We start from the raw sequence: 21,877 nt of genomic DNA on the forward strand, positions 1-21,877 counted from the left end.
TGTACGTTCGCGTAGACGTTGTTATGGCGGCACGATGGGGAGTTCTTTCGAGGTGTCTTGCTGTGATGAGAGTGTGAGGGGGTGACTTTTTTAATGAGCAGTTATGGTGACATTTTTATTGGCTATTGACACTGTCCCAAAACTACAGAACTGTCTTTCAAGATACATGATACCGCTTCGTTCCGCTTCTATGCAGTGCTGTAGCACTGCATAGAGCTCATCAAAGATATAGCAAAGAGGCCGCCTCAATTGAGACGGCCTCATGATTGACGCGATGCGCGTTTTTCACAGGCGCTGTTTTTTCAGGGCCTTGGCCCAGTCCGCTTCTTTGAAGCCGGGCAGCACGGCTTCAGGCGTAACCAGCAGAGGACGCTTGACGAGCATCCCGTCTGTGGCCAGAAGCTCATACGCTTCCTCGTCGGACATGCCGGGCAGGCGGTCCTTGACGTTCAGCGAACGGTAGAGTATTCCGCTTGTGTTGAAAAAGCGCCGCACAGGCAGACCGCTTTTTTCGTGCCACGCGCGCAGTTCGGCGACCGTGGGGCGAGCGTCCACGATAGGGCGCTTTTCGTAGGAGACGCCGTTGTCTTTCAGCCACTGTTCGGCTTTTTTGCATGTGCTGCATCTGTCGTAACAGAGAAAAAGATTCATGCTTTTCACGCTCCGTTCCATGATCGCACCGGCGACTCAGCAGCGCGGCCGGCTTTGTCCTGAATCTACACCACACGGATACTCGTGATGGCTCATTGCAAAGTGAAGTTGAACATCCGGGAGGGGAAGAAGTAAAACAAGCCCCCTAAATAAGCGCCAATCGACACCGCCACGGAGGATGCTGCTGTGAGGCAATTCTACCACAGAAGGACGCCGAAAGGGAAAACATCTGACTTACGCTGACCGGATACCAATTTAGGGACGTCCCAAAGACGGGTGGTCGGTCATTCAAAGAGTCAAAGAGCTCAACTGCGTCCCCAACGCGGTGCGCGATGAGATCAAACGAGGTTGTACAAGGGGACAAAACAAGATGCAAAGCTGAAACCCAGAAAAGCTACGAGAAACACCGTCAACGCTGCGGACGTCGTTGTGATTCCATGGAGAAATCCGAATTCATTGCTTTTGCCGAACGGCATCGCCTTCTTTACTCTCTGATGTTTGACCCCATTTTGCATAAGGCTCCTCTTTTTATTCGGTATGTGTTATTATTAACAAACAAGATCTTTGTCTTTTTGCGCGGATTCGCAAGATGACAATATCGATCATCCGAACGAGTGACGGTGCTGAGATGACGAGAATTTTCCGTGCGGTGTTGCGAACGACTCTGCCGCTCTTTTGTCTGATGCAGATCCTGTGGAGCGGAAAAACCGCCGCTGGGGTTGAAGCGGTGCCCGACATGGTGATCGGCGCGGGCGAAGGGCGGACAATACGCGTGCTCTGTATGGAGACGCAGCCTCCGTATCTTCAGATCGACTCTCGCGGCACAATGCGGGGCGTGTACGTCGATCTGCTCGAGCTGATCGCTCAGAAGGAGAAGATGCGCTTTCTCCTTTCGCCGCGCGGCGCGGGGGACGTGAGAAACTCCATGTACCAGATCCAGCCGGAGATCGTGCTCGGTTCGCTCTACCCGGTCGATCCCGAGCAGGAACGATTCGGGTATCTTCCCGTGCGCAATCTCGACCCGATCGATCCCGGCATGGCCGAGAACGTGGCGCGGATCCTCGAGGGCTTTCCCGAGGCGGAGCGGGATTCGCTGTGCTTCGCCCTGCCGTTCCTGTGGGAATCGTCGACCGTATTCCTGCCGAGCGGACGGACCGACGGGCTGAACGAGCTGCGCGGAAAAAGGATCTGCGTCGTTGCCGGCGCGCCGGAAGAAAAATTTTTGACGAATCTGGGCTTCAAAAAAGAGATCATGCACTGTCCGTCCGCAGCCGACGGGCTGCGCATCCTGGCGGCGGGCATGTGCGACGCCTTTGTCTGCGAGACGTTTCAGGGGCGCTATCAGCTGGAGCAGACGCGGCGTTACCGCTATGCCATCGACGCGCGCAAGCTGCCGCTGCAGTCCTACGAGCGCGGTCTGGTGGTGCTGCACGGCGACGTGGCGATGACGCTCAAGATCGGACATGCGCTGGCGGAAATGAAGCTCGACGGGCGCTATAACGCCGTGATGAACAAATGGCTGGGGCAATACGATGAATTCCTGCTCAGTCCGCGGATTCTCGTACAGGCGGGCTGTGTCGTTTTGCTGTTCGTCGGCGCGATCCTCTTCTGGAACCACGAACTGAAGCGAAAGATCCGCATCGCTTCCAACGAGCGCGACCGGATCCTCGATTTCGTCTGCGATGGGATCCTGGCCGTCGATCCCGCGGGGCGGATCACGATGCTGAACCGCATCGCCAAGCTGCTGCTGGACCTGAAGGACAGCGACGTCGGCAAGATCGCCGACGAACTGATCCCCGGGCTCGACATCCGCAGGGTGATCGACGACTGTCAGCCCGTGTACAATCTCGAGCAGAACCTGCGCGAGGCGCTGGTGTCGTGCAACAAAGTGCCGGTGTTCATCAGCGGCCGCTGCTACGGCGCCATCGTCACGCTGCGCGACCTTTCCGAGCTGCAGGCCATGGCGGAGGAGATGACGGGCGTGAAGATGTACGTGGAGTCGCTGCGCATCCACAATCACGAGTTCATGAACACGCTCCAGGCCATTTCCGGCCTGATCCAGCTGGGACAGTACGACAAGGCGGTGGCCTACATCGCCGCGGAGACCGATTCGAGCCAGTCGGCGCATTCGTTCATGACGGAGCGGATCAAAAACGCCGCCGTCTGCGGCGTGCTGATGGGCAAAGCCGGACTGTGCCGCGAGCAGGGCATCAATTTTGTTCTCGAAGCCGACAGCTCCTGCGCCGATCACAGCGCCGAGATCAGCGAGCGGTCGCTGGTGATCGTCGTCGGCAATCTGATGCAGAACGCGGTGGAAGCGCTTCAGGAAAAGGGCGTCGACGAACGTTCCGAGATCCGTTTTTCCATGTACGACGAATCGGGCTACATCTTCCTGAGCGTGCGCGACAACGCCGGGCTGATGAACGCCCGCATCGCGGAACGGCTTTTCGACAAGGGGTTCAGCACCAAGAAAAGAGGCCGCCCTTCGGGCTTTGGACTTTATACGATCAGCAATATCGTAACGTCGCTTGGCGGCGACATTTCAGTGGATTTTGCGGAGGGGGAGTACACGGATTTCACCGTGACGATCCCTCTTCCGAAGAAACAGGAGGAGCTCTCTGATGCCGGAAGCTATTGATGTGCTCATTGTCGAAGACGATCCGATGGTGGCGGCGATCCATCGCCAGTTTATCGGCGCCGTCCCGGGATTTATCGTCGCGGGAGTGGTCTCCAGCGGCAAGGACGCGCTGGAGTTTTTGCAGCGGCATCCCGTCCGCCTCGTGATCCTGGACGTCTTTTTGCCGGGCATGGACGGCGTGGCCACGCTGCAGAGGATCCGCGAGATGAACCGTACCGTCGGCGTCATCGTCGTGTCGGCGTCGCGCGACACCAACACGATCAACGCCGTGCTCAAGGCGGGGGCTTTCGATTACGTGATCAAGCCCTTCGTCTTCGAACGCATCCAGACGTCGCTGCGTTCGTTCCAGCAGCTGGAAAACCGTCTCAACCGCGGCGCCGACCAGATCGATCAGAAGGAGCTGGACAAACTGCTTCAAGTCCAGCAGAAGGATACGGCCGCCAACGATCTGCCCAAGGGGCTGAACCCGCAGACGCTGCAGCAGGTGAAGAACCTCCTCGGGCACGCCGCCTCGCCGCTGTCTTCCGTTGAAACGGCGCAGGCCCTCAAGATCTCGCGCATCACGGCGCGCCGCTATCTGGAATATCTGGTCGCCGCCGGCGAGGCGACGCTGGAGCTGGAATATCAGAAAGTCGGCCGTCCCACGAACCGTTACGCGCTGAGGAAATGAAAATCGCGGTGACGTCGCCGTGACGCGAAAGTTTTTTGTCTCATTTCCCGATTTTTGATGTTCCACGTGGAACATTCCGTGTTGGATCCCGAAAGATGCCGGGACGGCGCGACGACGAGAAAAAGAAATCAGGCGTTTTCCGTCGAAAATGGGGGAGGGCGAACGGCTGGATTTTATCCGGCTGCTCGCCCTCCCCCCATTGTGTCGTCTTGTCTTGTTTCTTTACAGCGAAATGCCCGAGAACGAGCCGCTGAGCTTTTGGCCGCCCAGTTTTTTCAGGTCGCGTTCCGACGTCGCGCCGAAATCGACCCGTTCCAGCCACTCGGCAGGATAGCCGGGCGTCGTCATCGCGCCCTGAGGCGTCATCACGCCGCCGTCGTGGTACTTTCCGATCAGCTCGAAGGCGAAGCTCCACCACCCCTCGCACAGCTCGTCCATCTGCGCGCAGGTGTGTTCGGTAACGCGCCGGGCGGCTTCTTCTTCGCGGCCGCGGGAGCAGAGGTCGGCGATCTCGTTCTCGAAGCCCGTCTGCGCGGCGAAGAAACGCTCTTCGTACCGGGCGCGGCGGGCGCGGATGTCCCTGTACATGGCGTCCCATCTCAGACAGGCCCAGTTGTTGACCAGCGTAAACGCCCACCAGGCGCAGTCGCGGTCGAAGACGTGGCTCTTGCCCTCGCTCCACGGCGCGGGTACGTCCAGCGCGCCGCAGTAGACCGGCACGTAGACGGTCGTATCGGGAGAACCCAGCCCGAACCACAGCACGCCGCCCACGGGATCGGGCAGCCAGCCGCGGCACTGCGCCACGAAACTGTACGCGCAGCGGTAGATGGCGATGGAGCGCTCCCAGTCGTCGGTTTTGCGCCCTTCGGGACGGCTCGCGGCGGGCGTGAACCAGCGCACGGGGCAGCCGAAGGGGCCGGCCGCCAGTCCCTTGGTGAGGTCGTACTCGGTGCCTTCGAGATGGTCGCTGTAAACGTCCATCAGATCCCGCACGGTCAGCTTCTTGTCGGGAACGACGCTGAACGGATAGGCTTCGCGGCAGGTGACGACGGGGAACTGCTGCGACGGCGCGACGAGGTTCAGCGCGCGCCACTCGCGGCGCGAGGCGTAAAAGGCGTAGCCGTACGGTTCGGGATTGAAGATCCCGGAGAAGTCGAACGGCTCGCCCCGCTTCCACCAGCCCTGTTTTTCCGGGTACGCGGTCAGCTCCGAGCCGAGCATGAGCGCGTCGCTCTCGGCCAGTTCGATGACGCCGAGGCGCGAGCGGTTGGCGCCCACGAAAAAGCCGTCGTCGGGGATGCGCCGCGCCGCCCAGTGCGCGCCGGGACGTCCGCAGCCCGGCTCCCAGTCCGTTCCGGCGCCAACGATCTCGAAGACCCAGGCTTCGTTGGGGTCGCCGACGACCAGCGTTTCGCCGCCGTCGGCGTAGCCGTATTGTTCGGCGAACTGTCCCATCAGGCGCACGGCGTCGCGCGCGGTGGCGCAGCGGGCCAGCGCCAGCGCCTCGAGATTTTCGATGTAGAAGATGCCCTGCGGCGACGCCAGCTCTGGCCGGCCCGTCCAGGTGAACTCGCCGATGATGACCTGACGTTCGTTCATGAACGGATAGGCGATCTGGAAATAGGTGTACGTGCGCGCCGCCTGAGGCACAGAGCCAACCTTGCGCAGCGGCTCGGCGGGGTGGTTGGCGTGGCACATGACGTTGTAAATGTCGACCGTCTCGCCGGGCGCGTGGTCGCCGCCGCGGATCACGCGAAGGCGCTGGTCGTACCAGCCGTCGCAGCTGTGAGTGACCAGCACCGAACCGTCGGCGGTGGCTTGGCGTCCCGCTCCCATGGTCGTGCAGCCCCGCGCCGCGGAGGCGGACGCCAGCAACGCGCCCAGCGTCAGAAGGACGAGAAGAACGGAGAAAAACATCGCGAAAAACCTCCTTGCAAAAATGTGATCGTGTCCTGCCGATCATTATAACCTCCCGCCGTTTTTTTGCGGAAAAATTTTTGGGCCGTCCGCGGCGGGCGCGGGGAGCAAGGGCTTTCGCCCGCCTTGCATGTCCCGACTCCGGATCGTATAATGATATAGTTTTCATATATCCATCGTTTCGTGCCCACGGCGCGTCAAAGTACACTCTGGACCGGGAGGTTTTTTTTCATGTTGAAGGCGATTTCTGTCTCGGACAAAATCTGGTGGGTCGGCGTCAACGACCGCAAGACGCCGCTCTTTGAAAATCTGTGGTCGCTGCCCTACGGCGTCTCCTACAATTCCTATCTGATCGACGACGAAAAGGTGGCGCTGATCGACGGCGTCAAGGCCGAGTTCTTCGGCGAATATCTCGAGCGCATCCAGAGCATCATCGGCGCCCGTCCCGTGGACTATCTGATCGTCAACCACGTCGAACCCGACCATTCCAGCGCCATCCGCATGCTGCGCCAGGTGTACCCCAACATCGCCGTCGTCGCCGACAAACAGGCGCTCGCCTTCATCGGCCAGTTCTACGGCCCGTCCGTGAACGCGAAAGAAGTGAAGGACGGCGAAACTCTGACGCTGGGCGCCCGCAGCCTCACTTTCGCGACGATCCCGATGGTGCACTGGCCCGAGACGATGATCTCCTTCGAGAACTCCAGCGGCATCGCCTTCACCTGCGACGCGTTCGGCAGCTACGGCGCGCTCAACGGCGGCATCTTCGGCGACGAGCTGGACATGCACGTTTATACCGGCGAGGCGCGCCGCTATTACGCCACCATCGTGGGGCGCTTCAGCGTCAACGTGCAGGCCGCCCTCAAGAAAGCCGCGGCGCTGCCGATCAAGATGATCTGCCCGTCCCACGGCCCCGTCCACCGCGGCGAAGGCGTGGAAAAAATCGTCCGCCTTTACGACGGCATGAGCCGCCAGGAGACGACGCAGAGCGCCGTGATCGTCTACGGTTCCATGTACGGCAACACCGCCCGCATGGCCGAGTGCGTCGCCGACGGCCTGTGCGGCGGCGGCGTGACGGACGTCAAAGTCTACGACGCCGGCACGGCCGACCTGAGCTGGATCATCCGCGACGCGTGGCGCAGCCGCGGCTTGGCGCTGCTGAGCTGCTGCTACAACATGGGCATGTTCCCGGCCATGATGCCCGTGGTGGAAAAGATCGACAACTGCAAGCTCAGCGGCCGCGTGCTCGCCGTCGCCGGCTGCTATTCGTGGAGCAAGGGCGCCGAGCTCAAGCCGCTGCAGGCGCTGGCCGCCAAGCCCGGCTGGGATCCGATCGAGAAGGTCGTGGAAGTGAAAAGCTGCCCCACCGAAGCCGACGAAGCCGCCCTGCGCGAGGTGGGCGCGGAGATGGCGCGTCGGATTCGAGCAGAATAACGTCGGCAAAATTTTACGCGTTCCACCGTCCGGCAGGAGAGCGCAGAACTCGGGACGAAGCCTCCGCAGGATGACGGCTTCGTCCCGAGTTTCTTTGTCATTGCCAGGCGTTTTATCGAGGCTGGGGTCGTCGTTCTTCCCGTTCATTGAAGGCGCTTTACGCGAAAGACGCGATCTCTTGAAAGAGCCGTTCTATGCTGCGAGAAAAAATTTTGCCGTGAAATTGTTTTCTCCGAGGAGATGATAAAATGTCGTATCAGTCCGCAATTCCCCAGTCCGTTACCGAGGAAGTGACGCGTTATTTGCACCGCCAGCTGTTGGTGAGAAAACGCTTCCAGCCCGGCTCGTTCATCCGCGAGAACGACGTGGCCGAAGAGCTCAAGGTAAGCCGCTCTCCGGTGCGCGAGGCGCTGAAGATCCTCGAGTCCTACGGCATCGTCAAAACTCTGCCGCGGCGCGGCGCCCTGGTGCTGCAGTACACCAATGCCGACGTGGGGGAGATCTACGATGTGCGCTTACTGCTCGAGTCGAAAGTCTATTCTCGGATCGTGAAAAACCATCTGCTGAACGACGAACATTACCGGTATCTGATGAAGTGCATCGACGATTACCGTGATATCCGCGCGGCCTTCGAGAAAAACCTTCAGGAGGGACAGCTGGATTTCTTCGATCTGGAATGCCGCTTCCACTTCTATATCCACGGGATCTCGGGACTGTCCTGGACTTCCGAGCTCCTGAAGAAGACCTATTCGCGCCTGTTCCAGTACATGATCCACAACGTCGGCCTCGAGGACCTGGAAAGCATCCTCACGTTCCACACCAACATCGTGAAAAACCTGAGAAGCGGCGATTTGGCGGCGCTGGGAGAAAACCGCATTGAAAGCTACATGCTGGACAAAGCTTACCGCCCCGATCAGTGACGCCGATCCTCGATAGGAAACGACAACTGAGGCGCCGCTCTCCGTGGGCGTCCAGCCGCTCGGGAGCATCTCGACCGCTGCGCGGCCTGCGCAGCTCGCGTCGAGGCTCTCCCCCGGAGGGCTTGGCGGGCATTCGTTGTTTGAGTCACGAATGAGAGATGCTTTTCCGGCGCTGTCGGTCGCTCCTTCCGAGTGGATTCCTGCGGAAGGAGCTTTTGTTTTTCGGTCGATCGACAAACCGCGCGAACGAATCTAAAGTGAAAAAATCTTGGCGACGATCGGGAAATGGGGGATGAATCGTGGCGGGGCGGACGGTAGACTTCACTCGGGGCGGCATCATCGGAAAGATCGTCGCCTTTGCGGTGCCCATCGTTCTGGCGGAAATGCTCCAGAACCTTTATAACACGGTGGATTCGATGGTCGTCGGCAATTTCGTCGGCGACAAGGCGCTGGCGGTCGTCAGCGTGTGCTCGGCCGTTTCGCAGATGGTGGTGGGATTTTTCAACGGCATGTCCATCGGCGCCTCGGTGATCGCGGCCCGGTATTTCGGCGGCGGCGAACGCGAACGTCTCGGCGCCGCCATGCGCACCGCCTTTGCCTTTGCGGCCGCGCTCGGACTGATCCTCTCAGGCGTCGGCATCTTCGCCGCGCCGGGACTGCTTGGCCTGATCTCCGTGCCGGCGGAAGTTTACGGCGACGCCGTCGTCTATCTGCGCATCTATCTGGCCGGGATTCTCTTCACCGTCGTCTACAACGTGGCGGCCGGCCTGCTGCGCGCCGTCGGCGATTCGCGCGGCCCGTTCAACGTCCTCGTGCTGGTCTGCGCTCTCAACATCGTTCTCGATCTGCTCTTCGTCGTGGTCTGGGGCTGGGGCGTCGCCGGCGTCAGCGCAGCGACCGTGGTCTCGCAGATGGTAGCAGTGTTCATCGTCTCCTTCCGGCTGAAAAAGCACGACGGCAGTTTCCGGCTCACCTTCGGCGAACTGTCCCGCGAACGGGAAATCCTGCGCCGTGTGATCTCGATCGGCATGCCGGCGGGAATGCAGAACTGCCTGATCTCCTTCTCGAACTTGTTCGTGTGGCGCTACATCAGCGGCTTCGACGCGGCGGCGATGGCTGGACTGGGGGCCACGCAGCGGATCGATCGCTTCGTGGCGCTGCCCTGCAAAGGTTTCGGCATGGCACAGACCACTTTCGTGAGCCAGAACGTCGGCGCCCGCAAGGCCGAGCGCGTCAAGCACGGCTTCAAAAGCTGCCTGCTGTTGTCCCTGACGTACTGCTTTACCGTCAGCGCCGTGCTCTTCGCCGCCGCTCCGTACTGCATCAGACTGTTCAACGACGCGCCCGCCGTCGTAGCGGCCGGCATCGACATGATGCACGTGATGCTGCCGTTTTACGGTTTCATGGCCCTGCGCGAAGTCTGCTTGGGCACGCTGCGCGGCTACGGCGACACGCGCGTTCCCATGATCCTTTCGCTGATCGGTATGGTCGTGCTGCGCCAGCTCTATCTGGCGGTAGCGCTGGCGCTGGATCACCGCATCATCCACGTCTATGTCGGCTATCCGCTTGCCTGGGCGGTTACCGCGGCGCTGACGCTCGGCTATTACCTGGCGAAGCGCCGTCGGTACGAAGCGATGGCCTCGCTTCGTACCGAAAAATGACGCAGTACGGGGCGGCAGCTTTTGGAATGAATTCAAAAGCTGCCGCCCCGTACTGTATGGAGACGGAAATGGCGCTCCCGGCGTCAGCCCCGGGCTTGGGAGCGCGTCCCGAAGGCCGAATCGGGCGCGCCGAAGGAACGGGAAAGTTCACGGCATTCCCTGACGATAACGGGAGCTGCTTTCGCCTTGATCTCGTCGGTGAAACGGAAGCTGGGGCCGGAGATACACAGGCAGGCCGTCAGCTTGCCCATAAAGTCGAAGAGCGGGCAGGCGATGGACGACGTGCCTTCCTCGCGTTCGGCCAGACTGACGGCGTAACCACGCTGCCGCGCCTCGGCGACTTCGCCGAGGAACTGAGCCCAGCGTTCCTTCCGATCCTGCGGAGCCTCCGCGTACACGCGTCGAATCTCGTCGGACGTCATGAAGCCGAGAAAGATCTTTGCGGTGGCGCCGGCCCAGAGCGGATAGTAGGAGCCGGGATGAGAAATGCGCTTCAGCTCGTGAAGGCTGACCGCTTGTTCGACGCAGACGCGCCAGATGTCATGTTTGTAATAGAGACTGACCGTTTCGCCGAATACGTCGCGCAGCCGCCGCATGACCGGCAGCACGGCGTTTTTGATGGAGTCGTGCGCCTGAAAGAGTTTGCCCAGGCGGTAGGCCTTCCAGCTCACGCGGTAGAGACGATTGGCGTCGCGCTCAAGAAAGCCTTCCTCGCACAGCGCCGCAAGAACTCGCAGCGTGGTGGGCATGGAAAAACCGGTTTTTTTCGTGACGGCGGTCAGCGAGAGCTGTGGGGCATCCTCGGAAAAGCAGTCGAGCACTGACAGACATTTTCTTATCGATGAAACTCCGTTGACTGATTTTGCAGACATTTTTCCCCCTCGTTTTTTGAGTGAAAGTCTAGACTCTCAAGAACTCACTGGCGCTACAAAAATTTTATCATTTTATTTCATAATATGGAAGTCAGTGTGTAACAAAGAAACATTATTTGCTCATTGACAAAGGGGAAAAGGTGTTTCATAATTGGGTTCGCTTAGTAAAAGTTGCTTTCATCATGTAAAATGCAGTGCTCGTTTGCTTAAGAAAATGTCAGAACATTGAGGAGGAGGCAGCAGTTATGATTCGTAAGACAGTGAAAAGCGTTTGCGCGGCAGCAGCGTTCTTGGGAATGACGGCAGCGGCCGGTTTTGCGGTTGACTTCGCCCGCATCGGTACGAGCAGCGTAGGCGGCGGATTCTATCTGATCGGCAACACGATTGCCCAGATCGGCAACGCGGCCAAGAACGGCGTCAACTATACGGCGGTGACCGGCGGTTCCACAAAGAACGTCAACGGCTTGGCGAAAGGCGATATGGAGTTCGGCATGTGTCAGTCCGCCACGGTCGACGAGGCTTTGAACGGCTCCGGCCCCTTCAAGGCGCCCGTGAAGAGCATCCGTTTCGTCGCCGCCATCTATCCGATGCCGTGTCATGTCCTGGTCAGCGGCGAAGACATGAAGAGCGTCGCCGATTTCCGCGGCAAACGCATCGATTACGGCGCCATCGGGCAGGGGATCGAGACGTATAGCCGCATTATTCTGAACGCCTACGGCATCAAGGACGAAGACGTGACGATCAACCGTTACGGCAAGACCGAGAGCGCCGAAGCCCTGAAGACCGGCGAGGTTCAGGGCAACTTTTGGACCACGACCGCGCCCAACGCTCAGGTCACCGACATGATCACCGGCGGCGTGCGCCTTTTGTCCATCGACGAGGACAAGCGTCAGCAGATCGTCAAGGAGCATCCTTATTTTGCTCTTGCGACCATCCCCGGCGGCACTTACGACAAGCATCCCGACGACGTCAACACGATCGCGGCCATTGGCGTGCTGCTGTCCGACGAAAAAGTGAGCGAGGACGTCGTGTACAAGACGGTCAAGGCCATGTTCGAGGGGCAGGAGGAGTTGAAAAAGCGTCTTCCCGCGTATTTCTCCAACTTCGGCCGCGAGCATGCCCTCGACGGCTGCGCCATGGAGATCCATCCCGGCGCGCTCAAGTATTACAAGGAGATCGGTCTGATTAAGTAAAGACGATCTCGCGGCGAAAATCGAACAGGGAGAGTCCTGCCGGCTCTCCCTGTTTTTGCACGGTCCTTGGCCTTTTATAAAATATGTGTTTTTGAGACGAGGGGGATTTTTCTCGATGACGACGCGCATTTCAGCCCAGAGCGTTGCCGACGCCAACGTTCAGGCTCGGCAGCTTCAGAAAAAAACGGGCAAACGCCGTACCTTCACGGGAGCGATGGGTACGCTGATCACGGTCCTGGCCGTCGCGTTGGCGGTCTTTCAGCTTTACACCGCCTTTTTCGGCGTGCTGCCGACGATGCAGCAGCGCAGTTTTCACGTCGCTTTCATTCTTCCCATGATTTTCCTGCTTTACCCGGCCGCGAAAAGATCGCCGCGCGACCGCGCCACGGCTCTTGACTGGATCTTTGCGATCGCGTCGGGCGCCTGCGCTCTTTACGTGTTCTTCGCGTATGAAAGCATCGCCACTCGCGCCGGTGAAGTTTACAGCTACGAGCTCTGGCTTGGCGGCGTCTTCACCGCGCTGGTGTTTATCGCTGGGCGGCGCGTGCTTGGCTGGCCGCTGCCGATCTTCTGCTTCCTGTTTTTGCTGTTTGCCTACTTCGGGCGCTCGATGCCCGGCCCCATTCAACACTTCGGCCTGTCGGTCCCGCGCATCATCGAAGAGCTCTATCTGACGACGGACGGCCTCTTCGGTTTGGTGACGGGCGTTTCGGCCACGTACATTTACCTGTTCGTGCTCTTCGGCGCCTTTTTGACGTCCACGAAGACGTCGGATTTCTTCAACGACATTTCCATGGCCTTGACAGGGCATCTGAAGGGCGGCCCCGCCAAGATCTCCGTGCTCTCCAGCGCTCTGATGGGCACGATCAGCGGCAGCACGTCGGCCAACGTGGCGACGACGGGCGCCTTCACGATCCCTCTGATGAAAAGCATCGGCTACGAACCGCACTTTGCCGGCGCCGTCGAAGCGGCCGCCTCCACCGGCGGGCAGATCATGCCTCCCGTCATGGGAGCCGCAGCGTTCATCATCGCCGATACGCTGAACATTCCCTACACTCAGGTTCTGCTCTGCGCGATCGTTCCCGCTCTGCTGTACTTCTGGGGCATCTGGTGTTCGCTCAGCCTCGAGGCTTCGCGCCTCGGCCTGAAAGGGCTGCCGAAGGAGACGCTCCCCCGGGCCGGAGAAGTCCTGGTCAAGAGCGGCTACAAAGCGATCCCTCTGTTCGTGATCGTCTACTTCCTGGTCAAGGGGTACAATCCGCTCTATTCCGGCTGCTGGGGCATCGGCTGCTGCGTGCTGCTGAGCTTCGTGAAGAAATCCGACCGCATGGACCTGACGACGTTCGTCAACACGCTGAAAGACGGTTCGCTGGGCGCCCTTTCGGTCGCCATGGCCTGCATCATCGTCGGCAACGTCATCGGCATGATGGGCGCCACGGGCGTGGCCCTGCGCATCGGCGATGCCGTGCTGGCGCTGACGCGGGGACATTTGGTCCTGACCATGTGCGTGACGCTGCTGATCGCGACGCTGCTCGGCATGGGCATGCCGACGACGGCGAGCTACGTCATGGCCAGCGCTGTGGCGGCCCCCGCCTTGACTCTGCTCGGCGTAAGAGGTTTGGACGCGCATATGTTCGTGTTTTTTTACGCCGTCCTCTCGTCGGTGACGCCGCCGGTCTGCGTGGGCGCCTACACGGCTGCCGGCCTGGCCAACGCCGATCCCAACCGGACGGCTTTTACCGGCGTCAAGCTGGCTCTGCCGGGTTTTATCGTGCCGTTCATCTTCGTGCTGGCTCCCGAGATCCTGCTGACCAACGTCACGAACTGGTTCGTCACGTTCCAGGCGATGATTTCCGCCGTGGTGGGCGTGTTCCTGCTGTCCTGCTTCACCGAGAACTTTTTCATGGCGCCGCTGCGCTGGTATGAACGCCTTCTGGCGCTGGTCGGCTCCCTGGCTCTGCTTTATCCCGGCACTCTGAGCGACGCGGTGGGCCTGGCGGCCCTCGTTCTCCTTTGGCTGGCGACCAGGGGCAGAACGAGTCCGAACGCCTCGGTCTGAGACGGTAAAAATTGTCACTCGCGGTCGGCTCACAGCCTCGTTGAAAACGTGGCATAGCATCCGAAAGGAATTGGTGCGCGGTATAAAACGCGAAAAAACTGATGGATCTTCATTGATCGAAAATGTTCCACGTGGAACATTACAAACGCCCCCCTGATGGCAACTGGGCTGTCAGGGGGGCTTGTTATTTCATTCGTTTCCCTTTGTGACTTGATGACATCTTTTGTTTAATTTTCTCCGCTTTCACTACTCTACGCATTAAATGATCTGCAGCAGCACGCTGGCGAGGATCAGCATGAAGGCACCGCCGATGCGGGAGGAGATCTGCGCGAAGGGCATCAGTTCCATGCGATGGGCCGCGGAAAGGACGGCCACGTCGCCCGTGCCGCCCATATTGGCCATGCAGAGCCCGGCGGTGATGGCCGACTCAACGGGATAAAAGCCGACGAGGCGACCGACGAGGCCTGAACCGATGATGGCGCCGAACACCGTCACGCCGACGAGCAACAGGTACTGGCCGGAGAAGGCGGAAATGATCTGGCCGAGGTCGGTGTAAGCCACGCCGATGCCGGCGAGCAGGACGGCCGTGAGGTTCTTCATGACGAACTGGAACCACTGGTAGCAGCAGATCTCGTAATACTGGGGAAGAATCCCCAGCGCCTTGACGACGGCGACGGAGATGATCATCCAGGCGTAGCTGTGGATCTTGGGAATGAAGAACGCGACGATGCGTCCCCAGGCGAAGAATGCCGTCGCCAGCAGCAGGCCGACGCCCATGACCGTCAGGCTGATGGCATCGCGCTTTTTGAGAAATTCTTCGTCGGCTTGAATGGCGTCGTCGGCGCCCTTGGTGATGAGCAGATCGCCGTTGCCGGTGAGGCAGGGGAACGACTTGCCGAGTTTGCTGAGCAGCCCGCCGGCGACGATGGCCATGGCGTTGCCGAGGGCGACGGCGGGGATCATGATGTTGATGATGTCTTCGGGTTTCTGCGCCAGCGTCTCGCCGAAGATCTTCGACAGCGGCACCGCGCCGGCGCCCATGCCGCCGCCCATGATCGGCACGGCGATGTAAAGGATGGCCTGCTTGGCGCCGTAACCGGTCAGTTCGCCGACCAGCCCGGCCAGGCCGATCGCTACGGCGACGCCGCCGACGATGGCGGGCAGATAGCGGATCGCGGCGCGGATCAGCAGATCGCGGTTCATGCCGAGGATCGAGCCGCAGATCAGCGCGGCGATGTAGAAGTCGAGGAAGCCTTCGCCTTTCATGAAGTTCGTGACGATCTTGACGGTCGCGTCGGGAATGAGATGATAATAACAGAGTGTCGCCATGCCGAAAATGATGACGATGGCGCCGCCGCCGAGGTAGGTGTTGACGATCGGGCAACGGTTGCCGATCTCGTTGAGAACGGCGCCGACGACGATCATGAACGGAAAGGCGCCGATCATGCCTTTGGGCAGCACGCCCATATACGTCGCCACAAGGACGATGGCCGCGAAGACGGCGAAGATCTGCCAGGGCATGTTGAACAGCCTGAGGCTTTTGCTTTCTTCAGACATTTGTGGAATTCCTCCTCAGAACGGAAAATTTTTCGCGGCGCGACGTTGGCTCGGCCCGAGCGACGCCGCGCCGGTACAACCATAGGGGATGGAAAAGTTTTTACAGCCGCGCCACGCCGGTCTTGCGGGCGGCGTCGGCCACGGCTTTCGCCACCGCGGGCACGACGCGCTTGTCGAACGAGTCGGCGATGATATGGTCGGGCGTCAGTTCTTCGTCGGGGATCAGCGCGGCCAGCGCATAGGCGGCGGCCAGCTGCATTTCGTCGTTGATCTGCGTGGCGCGGCAGTCGAGCGCGCCGCGGAAGATGCCGGGGAAGCCGAGGCAGTTGTTGACCTGGTTGGGAAAATCCGAGCGCCCGGTGCCGACGACCATCGCGCCGGCGGCCTTGGCTTCGTCGGGGAAGATCTCCGGCACGGGGTTGGCCATGGCGAAGATGATCGCCTTCGGCGCCATGGTCTTGACCATCTCTGCCTTGAGCGCGCCGCCGACGGAGGTGCCGAGGAAGATGTCGGCACCTTTGATCACGTCGGCCAGCTGGCCTTTTTCGTGATTCGGATTGGTGATCTTGGCGAGCGCGAGCTTGGCGGGGGCGAGCTCCATGTCGTCGGACAGAGCCCCCTTGCTGTCGAGGGCGACGATGTTCTTCGCCCCGGCCAGCGTCAGCATCTTGCTGATGGCCGTGCCGGCCGCTCCGGCGCCGTTGAGGATGATCTTCACGTCGCCGATCTTCTTGCCCACGACTTTGAGCGCGTTGATCACGGCGCTGAGCAGGATCACGGCGGTGCCGTGCTGGTCGTCGTGGAAGACGGGGATGTCGCAGACGGCCTTGAGACGGTCCTCGATCTCGAAACAGCGCGGCGCGGCGATGTCTTCCAGGTTGATGCCGCCGAGCGTGGCGGTGATGTTCTTGACGATGCCGATGATCTCTTCGGTGTCCTGCGTCTCGATGCAGATGGGGATCGCGTCGATGCCCGCGAAGTTCTTGAAGAGACAGCACTTGCCTTCCATCACGGGGATGGCGGCCTTGGCGCCGATGTTGCCGAGACCGAGCACGGCGCTGCCGTCGCTGACGACGGCGACGACGTTGCTCTTGGACGTGTAAGTGTAAACTTCTTCCGGCTTTTTGTTGATGACGCGGCACGGTTCGGCGACGCCGGGCGTGTAGGCCACGGCCAGTTCCTGCATGTTGGTGACGGGCATCTTGCTGACCATGGCGAACTTGCCCACGGTTTCCTTGTGGCGCTCCAGCGCGATTTCGTAAATCGTTTTTTCTGCCATTGAGAACTCCTCCTTTTGAATGTGGAGCATAGACTGCTGTAAACAAAACGTTATAATTTTTTCTATTATACACGAAACTCTTCGGAAATGCCGTATTTTTGTTTCTCAACGACTGACGAAAAACATCGTTTACAGACGGAGCGCCCGTGCTAGAATAAAAACGATTCGGATGATCCGTCGGCGCTGAAGAAGGGCCGCTTCGTTTTTTTGACAGGGAGGGATGCCGTTTGGAGATCAGGAGAAAAGCCGTTGCCGGCACGCTGGAATCGAGCGACGCGCTGGTGGAGATCGAACCGGGGCGCGGCGTTGCCGTCGAACTGGAATCGGTCGTGACGGCGCAGTTCGGCGCTTCGATCGAGAAGACCGTGCGCGAGGTGCTGAAGGAGTTCGCGGTGGAAAACGCGTCGCTGCGCGTCGTCGATCGCGGCGCGCTCGACTGCACGATCCGCGCCCGCGTGGAGACCGCGATCAAACGCGCGGCGGAGGAGGAAAAGTAAATGCGCCGTTCCATGCTGTTCCTGCCGGGCAACACTCCCAACATCATCGTCAACGGCGACGCGCTCGGCGCCGACAACGTCATCCTCGACCTCGAGGATGCCGTCGCGCCGGACCAGAAAGACGCCGCCCGCATCCTCGTGCGCAACGCCATCGAAGCGCTCGGCTTCGAAAACGTCGAATTGACCGTGCGCATCAACTCGCTCGACACGCCGTACTGGCAGGCCGACCTCGACGAGATCGTGCCGCTGCGTCCCGACTTGATCATGCCCGCCAAAGTCGGCGGCGCGGAAGACGTCGCGACGCTCGACGCCTACATGGCCGAAGTGGAAAAACGACACGGACTTCCCGCCGGGACCGTGAAGCTGATCCCGCTGATCGAGACGGCGCGCGGGCTGGAAAACGCCTACGCCGTCGCTTCGGCTTCGCCGCGCGTGGCGGCGATCTTCCTCGGCGCCGAAGACCTGACCGCCGACCTGCGCTGCCCCCGCACCAAGGAAGGAACGGAGATCTTCTACGCGCGCAGCCGCATGGTTTCGGCCGCCCGCGCCGCCGGGATCGACGTCTACGACACGCCGTTCACCGACGTCAACGACGACGAAGGCGCCGCCAGGGACGCGCGGTTCGCGCGCAGCATGGGATTCAGCGGCAAGGCCGTGATCTCGCCGCGCCACGTGCGCGCCGTCAACGAGGCGTTCAGCCCGGCACAGAAGGAGATCGACTACGCCCGCGAAGTGCTCGCCGCCATCCGCCAGGCCAAGGAGCAGGGGCGCGGCGCCGTCTCGCTGTACGGCAAGATGATCGACAAGCCGATCGTCGCGCGCGCCGAGCAGACCATCGCCATGGCCGAAGCCATCGCCAAAGGAGGACGCGAAGAATGAAAGACAGCAAAGTCGTCGCCACGCTGAAAGACGCCGTCCTCCGCTCCGGGCTGAAAGACGGCATGAGGATCTCGTTCCATCATCACCTGCGCAACGGCGACGGCGTGATGAACATGGTCCTGGCCGAACTGGCCGCCATGGGCTACCGCGGTCTGACGCTCAACAGCAGCTCCGTGTTCGACGTGCAGAGCTCCATTATCGATCACGTCAAAAGCGGTCTCGTCGGCCGCATCGAGACCAACTACATGGGCGCCAAGGTCGGTCGCTTCATCTCCGAGGGCGGCATGAAGGAGCCGGTCGTCTTCCGATCGCACGGCGGCCGCCCGAGCGCCATCGAAAACGGCGTCACGCCGATCGACGTGGCGTTCGTGGCCGCGCCCGCGGCCGATCCCATGGGCAACGCCACGGGCAAACGTGGCAAAAGTGCCTGCGGCTCCCTCGGCTACGCCGAAGCCGACGCGCGCTGCGCCCGGCATACGATCGTCGTCACCGACAACCTTGTCCCGTACCCGCTCGAGGACGCGCTGATCCAGGAGCAGTGGGTCGACAGCGTCGTCCCCGTGGACAGCATCGGCGATCCGCGGGGCATCGTTTCCGGCACCACGCGCATCACCCGCGATCCCGTCGCTCTCGCCATGGCGCGCACTACCGTCGACGTGATCCGCGCCTCCGGCCTGCTTAAAGACGGGTTTTCCTTCCAGACGGGCGCGGGCGGAGCTTCGCTGGCTGCCGCCACGTTCCTCAAAGACGTGATGTTGGCTGAAAAAATTCAGGGCGGCTACGCCCTCGGCGGCATCACCAGCGCCATCGTCGATATGCTGAACGCCGGCTGCTTCCGCTCCATCATGGACGTGCAGTGCTTCGACCTCGGCGCCGTGGCCTCGATCCGCGACGATCCGCGTCACGTGGAAATTTCGGCGACGCGCTACGCCTCGCCTACGTCCAAGTCCTGCTGCGTCGACAGCCTTGACGCGGCCATCCTCGGCGCGACGGAGATCGACACCGACTTCAACGTCAACGTGCACACCGATTCCAACGGTTTCATCATGGGTGGCAGCGGCGGCCACAGCGACGTCGCCGCCGGGGCGAAACTGTGCATCGTCGTCGCGCCGCTGATCCGCGCCCGCCTGCCCATCGTCACCGACCGCGTCACCACGATTTCCACTCCCGGCCGCACGGTCGACGTGCTCGTCACCCAGAAGGGCGTGGCCGTCAATCCGGCCCGCGCGGCCCTGCGCGGTCGTCTGGCCGAAGCGGGCGTCACGATCGTGGACATCCACGACCTCAAAGCCATGGCCGAGAAGCTGACCGGCGTGCCCAACCGCCCCGCGCGCGGGACCCGCGAGGTGGCGAAGGTCATATACCGCGACGGAACTCAGATCGACAGCATCAAGAACGTGAAATAATTTCGCGCGGGGCGATCCTTTTGACCGGGACGGCCCGCATTGTCACAGACATCGCAGGGGGGAGATGCTGCAATGCACGCAACGGAAAAAATCCTCGCCGCCCACGCCGGACGCGCGTCCGTCGCGGCAGGCGAGATCGTCAACTGCACGGTCGACGTGGCCGGGATCAACGATCTGTATCTGCAGACCGTGCGCTCGTTTTTCGAGATCGGCGGCGTCGCCGTCCATTCGCCGCAGAACGTGGTGATGTTTCTCGACCACTACGCGCCGGCCTCGTCGATCCAGCAGGCCGACAACCAGAAACAGTTCCGCGAGTTCTGCGAGGCGCAGCGCATCGCCAATCTCATGGACGTGAACGAGGGCGTCTGCCACCAGATCTGCGTGGACAAGGGCTTTTCGCGCCCCGGGCGCCTGATGGTGATCACCGATTCGCACACCACCACTCACGGCGCGCTGGGGGCGTTCGGCACCGGCGTCGGCGCCACCGACATGGCCGCGATCCTGATCTCCGGGCAGCTGTGGTTCCGCGTGCCCGAAGTGGTCAAAATCGTCCTCGATGGCGCGCCGCGCCAAGGCGTCTTCGCCAAGGACGCGATCCTGCACGTCATCGGCGCGTTGGGAGCGGATTACGGCGTCTACAAGGTGATCGAGTTCTGCGGCGAGGCCGTGCGCCGTATGCCGCTGTGCGAACGCCTGACGCTGTGCAACATGACCACCGAGATCGGCGCCAAGACGGCGTGGATCCAGCCGGACGAAGTCACCTTCGCGCACATGAGACGGCTTGGTATCGACGACTGCACGGTGTACGATACCGATCCCGACTACCGTTATGCCGCCGTGCACCGTTTCGACGTCGGCGCGCTCGAGCCGCAGATCGCCGAGCCGGACAGCGTCGACAACGTGCATCCCGTTTCGCACTGCGCCGGCGTGAAGATCCAGCAGGCCTTCCTCGGCACCTGTACCGGCGGCCGCTTCGAGGATCTGGAAATCGCCGCGCGCGTCGTCAAGGGGCGGAAAGTGCCGCGCGGCACGCGCTTCGTCGTCGTGCCGGCCAGCCGCAAAGTGCTGCTTGAAGCCGTCAGAAGCGGCGTCATGGAGACGCTCGTCGAAGCCGGCGCCACGTTCGTCACGCCCGGCTGCGCCGCCTGCCTCGGCACGCACGAGGGCATGCTCGCGGGAGGCGAAAACTGCATCAGCTCCTCGAGCCGCAACTTTCCCGGCCGCATGGGCAGCGCCGAGGCGCGCATCTACCTCGGCTCTCCCGCCGCCGTAGCGGCTGCGGCGGTCGCTGGCGAGATCGTCGATCCCGCCGAATTCCTGTGATCAGGAGGCATCCCATGGACAAAATCATTTCCGGCCGCGCCCGCGTCTTCGGCAGCAACATCGACACCGACCAGATCTATCCCGGGCGCTTCCTCTCCGAGACCGATCCCGACGACGTGAAGCGCCACGCCATGGTCGGCGTCGATCCCGATTTTGCGGCCAGCTTCCGGCCCGGAGGCCTGATCGTCGCCGGCACGAACTTCGGCTGCGGCTCCTCGCGCGAGCATGCCGCCGTCACCCTCAAGGCCGTGGGCGTCGGCGCCGTCGTCGCCGAGTCCTTCGCGCGCATCTTCTTCCGCAACGGCGTCAACCTCGGCATCCCGCTCGTGGCCTGCCCCGGAGTTTCGAAAAAAGTCAGGGACGGCGACCGACTCACGCTCGACTTGTCCCGTTCGCTGCTGAAAAACGAAACCAGCGGCGAAGAGCTGCCCTGCGAGCCCGTCGGCGATTACGCTTTGACGATCCTCGAAGCCGGCGGCATCAAGCCGCTGCTGAAAGCCTGGTACGGCCGACATTGAAGCGGGGATGAGCGGACACAAAAGAAGCTGTCTCAAAATTACAGCACTGCCTTTGAAAGATAAATGGCATCACTTCGCTCCACTCATACGCAGTGCTTTATACTAGGGCTTGTTAAAAAAAACATTTCAGCTTGTATTATTTCAATAAAATAACACTGGCAGCAACAAGAACAAAAGCGAAAAACGAAGCGTCAAGTTTGTCATAGCGGGTAAAAATTCTACGGAACCATTTGATTTTCTGAAAGAAACATTCAACCAAGTGTCGTTCCTTGTAAACATGCTCATCTATAAACCACGGTTCGGGATTATCGCTCTTCGGCGGGATAGTGTAACTTCCCTCCCGAGAAGTAATGTACTCTCTGATGGCTTGCGAACCGTAAGCCTTATCGCCGATGACGTTGCTCCC

General features: G+C 61.0%; 18 protein-coding genes. 12 read left to right on the top strand and 6 right to left on the bottom strand.

What is annotated here, in order from left to right; all coding sequences use genetic code 11:
* Window positions 1-285: 285 nt before the first annotated feature.
* Window positions 286-672 (bottom strand): arsenate reductase family protein, encoded by a 387-nt coding sequence (locus D7D26_RS09250; protein ID WP_233543525.1) that lies wholly within the window; start codon window positions 670-672, stop codon window positions 286-288.
* Between the two features lie 607 nt (window positions 673-1,279).
* Here D7D26_RS09250 and D7D26_RS09255 point away from each other — a divergent pair.
* Both D7D26_RS09255 and D7D26_RS09260 read left to right on the top strand, forming a co-directional pair.
* Complete coding sequence (locus D7D26_RS09255) at window positions 1,280-3,289, top strand: ATP-binding protein (protein ID WP_158606331.1); 2,010 nt, start codon at window positions 1,280-1,282, stop codon at window positions 3,287-3,289.
* Window positions 3,273-3,959 carry a response regulator gene (locus tag D7D26_RS09260; RefSeq protein ID WP_078016677.1) on the top strand — a complete coding sequence of 229 codons (687 nt, stop codon included), beginning with the start codon at window positions 3,273-3,275 and terminating at the stop codon, window positions 3,957-3,959. Before D7D26_RS09255 ends, D7D26_RS09260 begins: the two co-directional genes overlap by 17 nt.
* Before the next feature lie 222 nt (window positions 3,960-4,181).
* On the opposite strand, the gene D7D26_RS09265 is transcribed toward D7D26_RS09260, so the two are convergent.
* On the bottom strand, window positions 4,182-5,876 hold the full coding sequence (locus tag D7D26_RS09265) for a dipeptidase (protein ID WP_120372864.1): 1,695 nt from the start codon (window positions 5,874-5,876) through the stop codon (window positions 4,182-4,184).
* A gap of 231 nt (window positions 5,877-6,107) precedes the next feature.
* On the opposite strand from D7D26_RS09265, the gene D7D26_RS09270 reads away from it, so the two are divergent.
* The 3 genes from D7D26_RS09270 to D7D26_RS09280 all read left to right on the top strand — a co-directional run bounded on the left by D7D26_RS09270 (window position 6,108) and on the right by D7D26_RS09280 (window position 9,888).
* A complete protein-coding gene (locus D7D26_RS09270) occupies window positions 6,108-7,307 on the top strand; it encodes an FprA family A-type flavoprotein (RefSeq protein WP_120372865.1) in 1,200 nt (399 codons plus the stop codon).
* 248 nt (window positions 7,308-7,555) lie between these two features.
* Window positions 7,556-8,227: a GntR family transcriptional regulator gene (locus D7D26_RS09275; protein ID WP_120372866.1), complete on the top strand. Its 672-nt coding sequence runs from the start codon at window positions 7,556-7,558 to the stop codon at window positions 8,225-8,227.
* A gap of 299 nt (window positions 8,228-8,526) precedes the next feature.
* Window positions 8,527-9,888, top strand: coding sequence for an MATE family efflux transporter (locus tag D7D26_RS09280; protein ID WP_120372867.1), 1,362 nt, complete (start codon window positions 8,527-8,529; stop codon window positions 9,886-9,888).
* An 83-nt stretch (window positions 9,889-9,971) separates the two neighbouring features.
* Here the strand turns inward: D7D26_RS09280 and D7D26_RS09285 are convergent, their stop codons facing one another.
* Window positions 9,972-10,760 (bottom strand): IclR family transcriptional regulator, encoded by a 789-nt coding sequence (locus tag D7D26_RS09285; RefSeq protein ID WP_078016671.1) that lies wholly within the window; start codon window positions 10,758-10,760, stop codon window positions 9,972-9,974.
* Between the two features lie 245 nt (window positions 10,761-11,005).
* Here D7D26_RS09285 and D7D26_RS09290 point away from each other — a divergent pair, with 245 nt between their 5' ends.
* On the top strand, window positions 11,006-11,953 hold the full coding sequence (locus tag D7D26_RS09290; protein WP_078016670.1) for a TAXI family TRAP transporter solute-binding subunit: 948 nt from the start codon (window positions 11,006-11,008) through the stop codon (window positions 11,951-11,953).
* Window positions 11,954-12,068: 115 nt separating this feature from the next.
* Window positions 12,069-14,012 carry a TRAP transporter permease gene (locus tag D7D26_RS09295; RefSeq protein ID WP_078016669.1) on the top strand — a complete coding sequence of 648 codons (1,944 nt, stop codon included), beginning with the start codon at window positions 12,069-12,071 and terminating at the stop codon, window positions 14,010-14,012.
* Window positions 14,013-14,270: 258 nt separating this feature from the next.
* Here the strand turns inward: D7D26_RS09295 and D7D26_RS09300 are convergent, their stop codons facing one another.
* Entirely contained in the window at window positions 14,271-15,569 is a 1,299-nt protein-coding gene (locus D7D26_RS09300) for a 2-hydroxycarboxylate transporter family protein (protein ID WP_120372868.1), read from the bottom strand.
* A gap of 100 nt (window positions 15,570-15,669) precedes the next feature.
* On the bottom strand, window positions 15,670-16,848 hold the full coding sequence (locus tag D7D26_RS09305; protein ID WP_078016668.1) for an NAD(P)-dependent malic enzyme: 1,179 nt from the start codon (window positions 16,846-16,848) through the stop codon (window positions 15,670-15,672).
* A 227-nt stretch (window positions 16,849-17,075) separates the two neighbouring features.
* Here D7D26_RS09305 and citD point away from each other — a divergent pair, with 227 nt between their 5' ends.
* From citD to D7D26_RS09330, 5 genes are all read left to right on the top strand, one after another.
* Entirely contained in the window at window positions 17,076-17,345 is a 270-nt protein-coding gene (gene citD / locus D7D26_RS09310) for a citrate lyase acyl carrier protein (RefSeq protein ID WP_078016667.1), read from the top strand.
* The gene (locus tag D7D26_RS09315; protein ID WP_120372869.1) at window positions 17,346-18,224 is read left to right on the top strand and encodes an HpcH/HpaI aldolase/citrate lyase family protein; all 879 of its coding nucleotides are present in this window, start codon (window positions 17,346-17,348) and stop codon (window positions 18,222-18,224) included.
* Window positions 18,221-19,630, top strand: coding sequence for a citrate lyase subunit alpha (gene citF / locus D7D26_RS09320; RefSeq protein WP_120372870.1), 1,410 nt, complete (start codon window positions 18,221-18,223; stop codon window positions 19,628-19,630). The genes D7D26_RS09315 and citF overlap by 4 nt, the downstream gene beginning before the upstream one ends.
* A gap of 72 nt (window positions 19,631-19,702) precedes the next feature.
* Window positions 19,703-20,953: a 3-isopropylmalate dehydratase large subunit gene (locus tag D7D26_RS09325; protein WP_120372871.1), complete on the top strand. Its 1,251-nt coding sequence runs from the start codon at window positions 19,703-19,705 to the stop codon at window positions 20,951-20,953.
* A gap of 14 nt (window positions 20,954-20,967) precedes the next feature.
* Complete coding sequence (locus D7D26_RS09330) at window positions 20,968-21,471, top strand: LeuD/DmdB family oxidoreductase small subunit (RefSeq protein WP_120372872.1); 504 nt, start codon at window positions 20,968-20,970, stop codon at window positions 21,469-21,471.
* 136 nt (window positions 21,472-21,607) lie between these two features.
* On the opposite strand, the gene D7D26_RS09335 is transcribed toward D7D26_RS09330, so the two are convergent.
* On the bottom strand, window positions 21,608-21,877 hold a 270-nt coding region (locus D7D26_RS09335; protein WP_147413033.1), incomplete at its 5' end, for a transposase.

Source organism: Pyramidobacter sp. CG50-2 (assembly GCF_003612005.1).
Lineage (GTDB): Bacteria > Synergistota > Synergistia > Synergistales > Dethiosulfovibrionaceae > Pyramidobacter.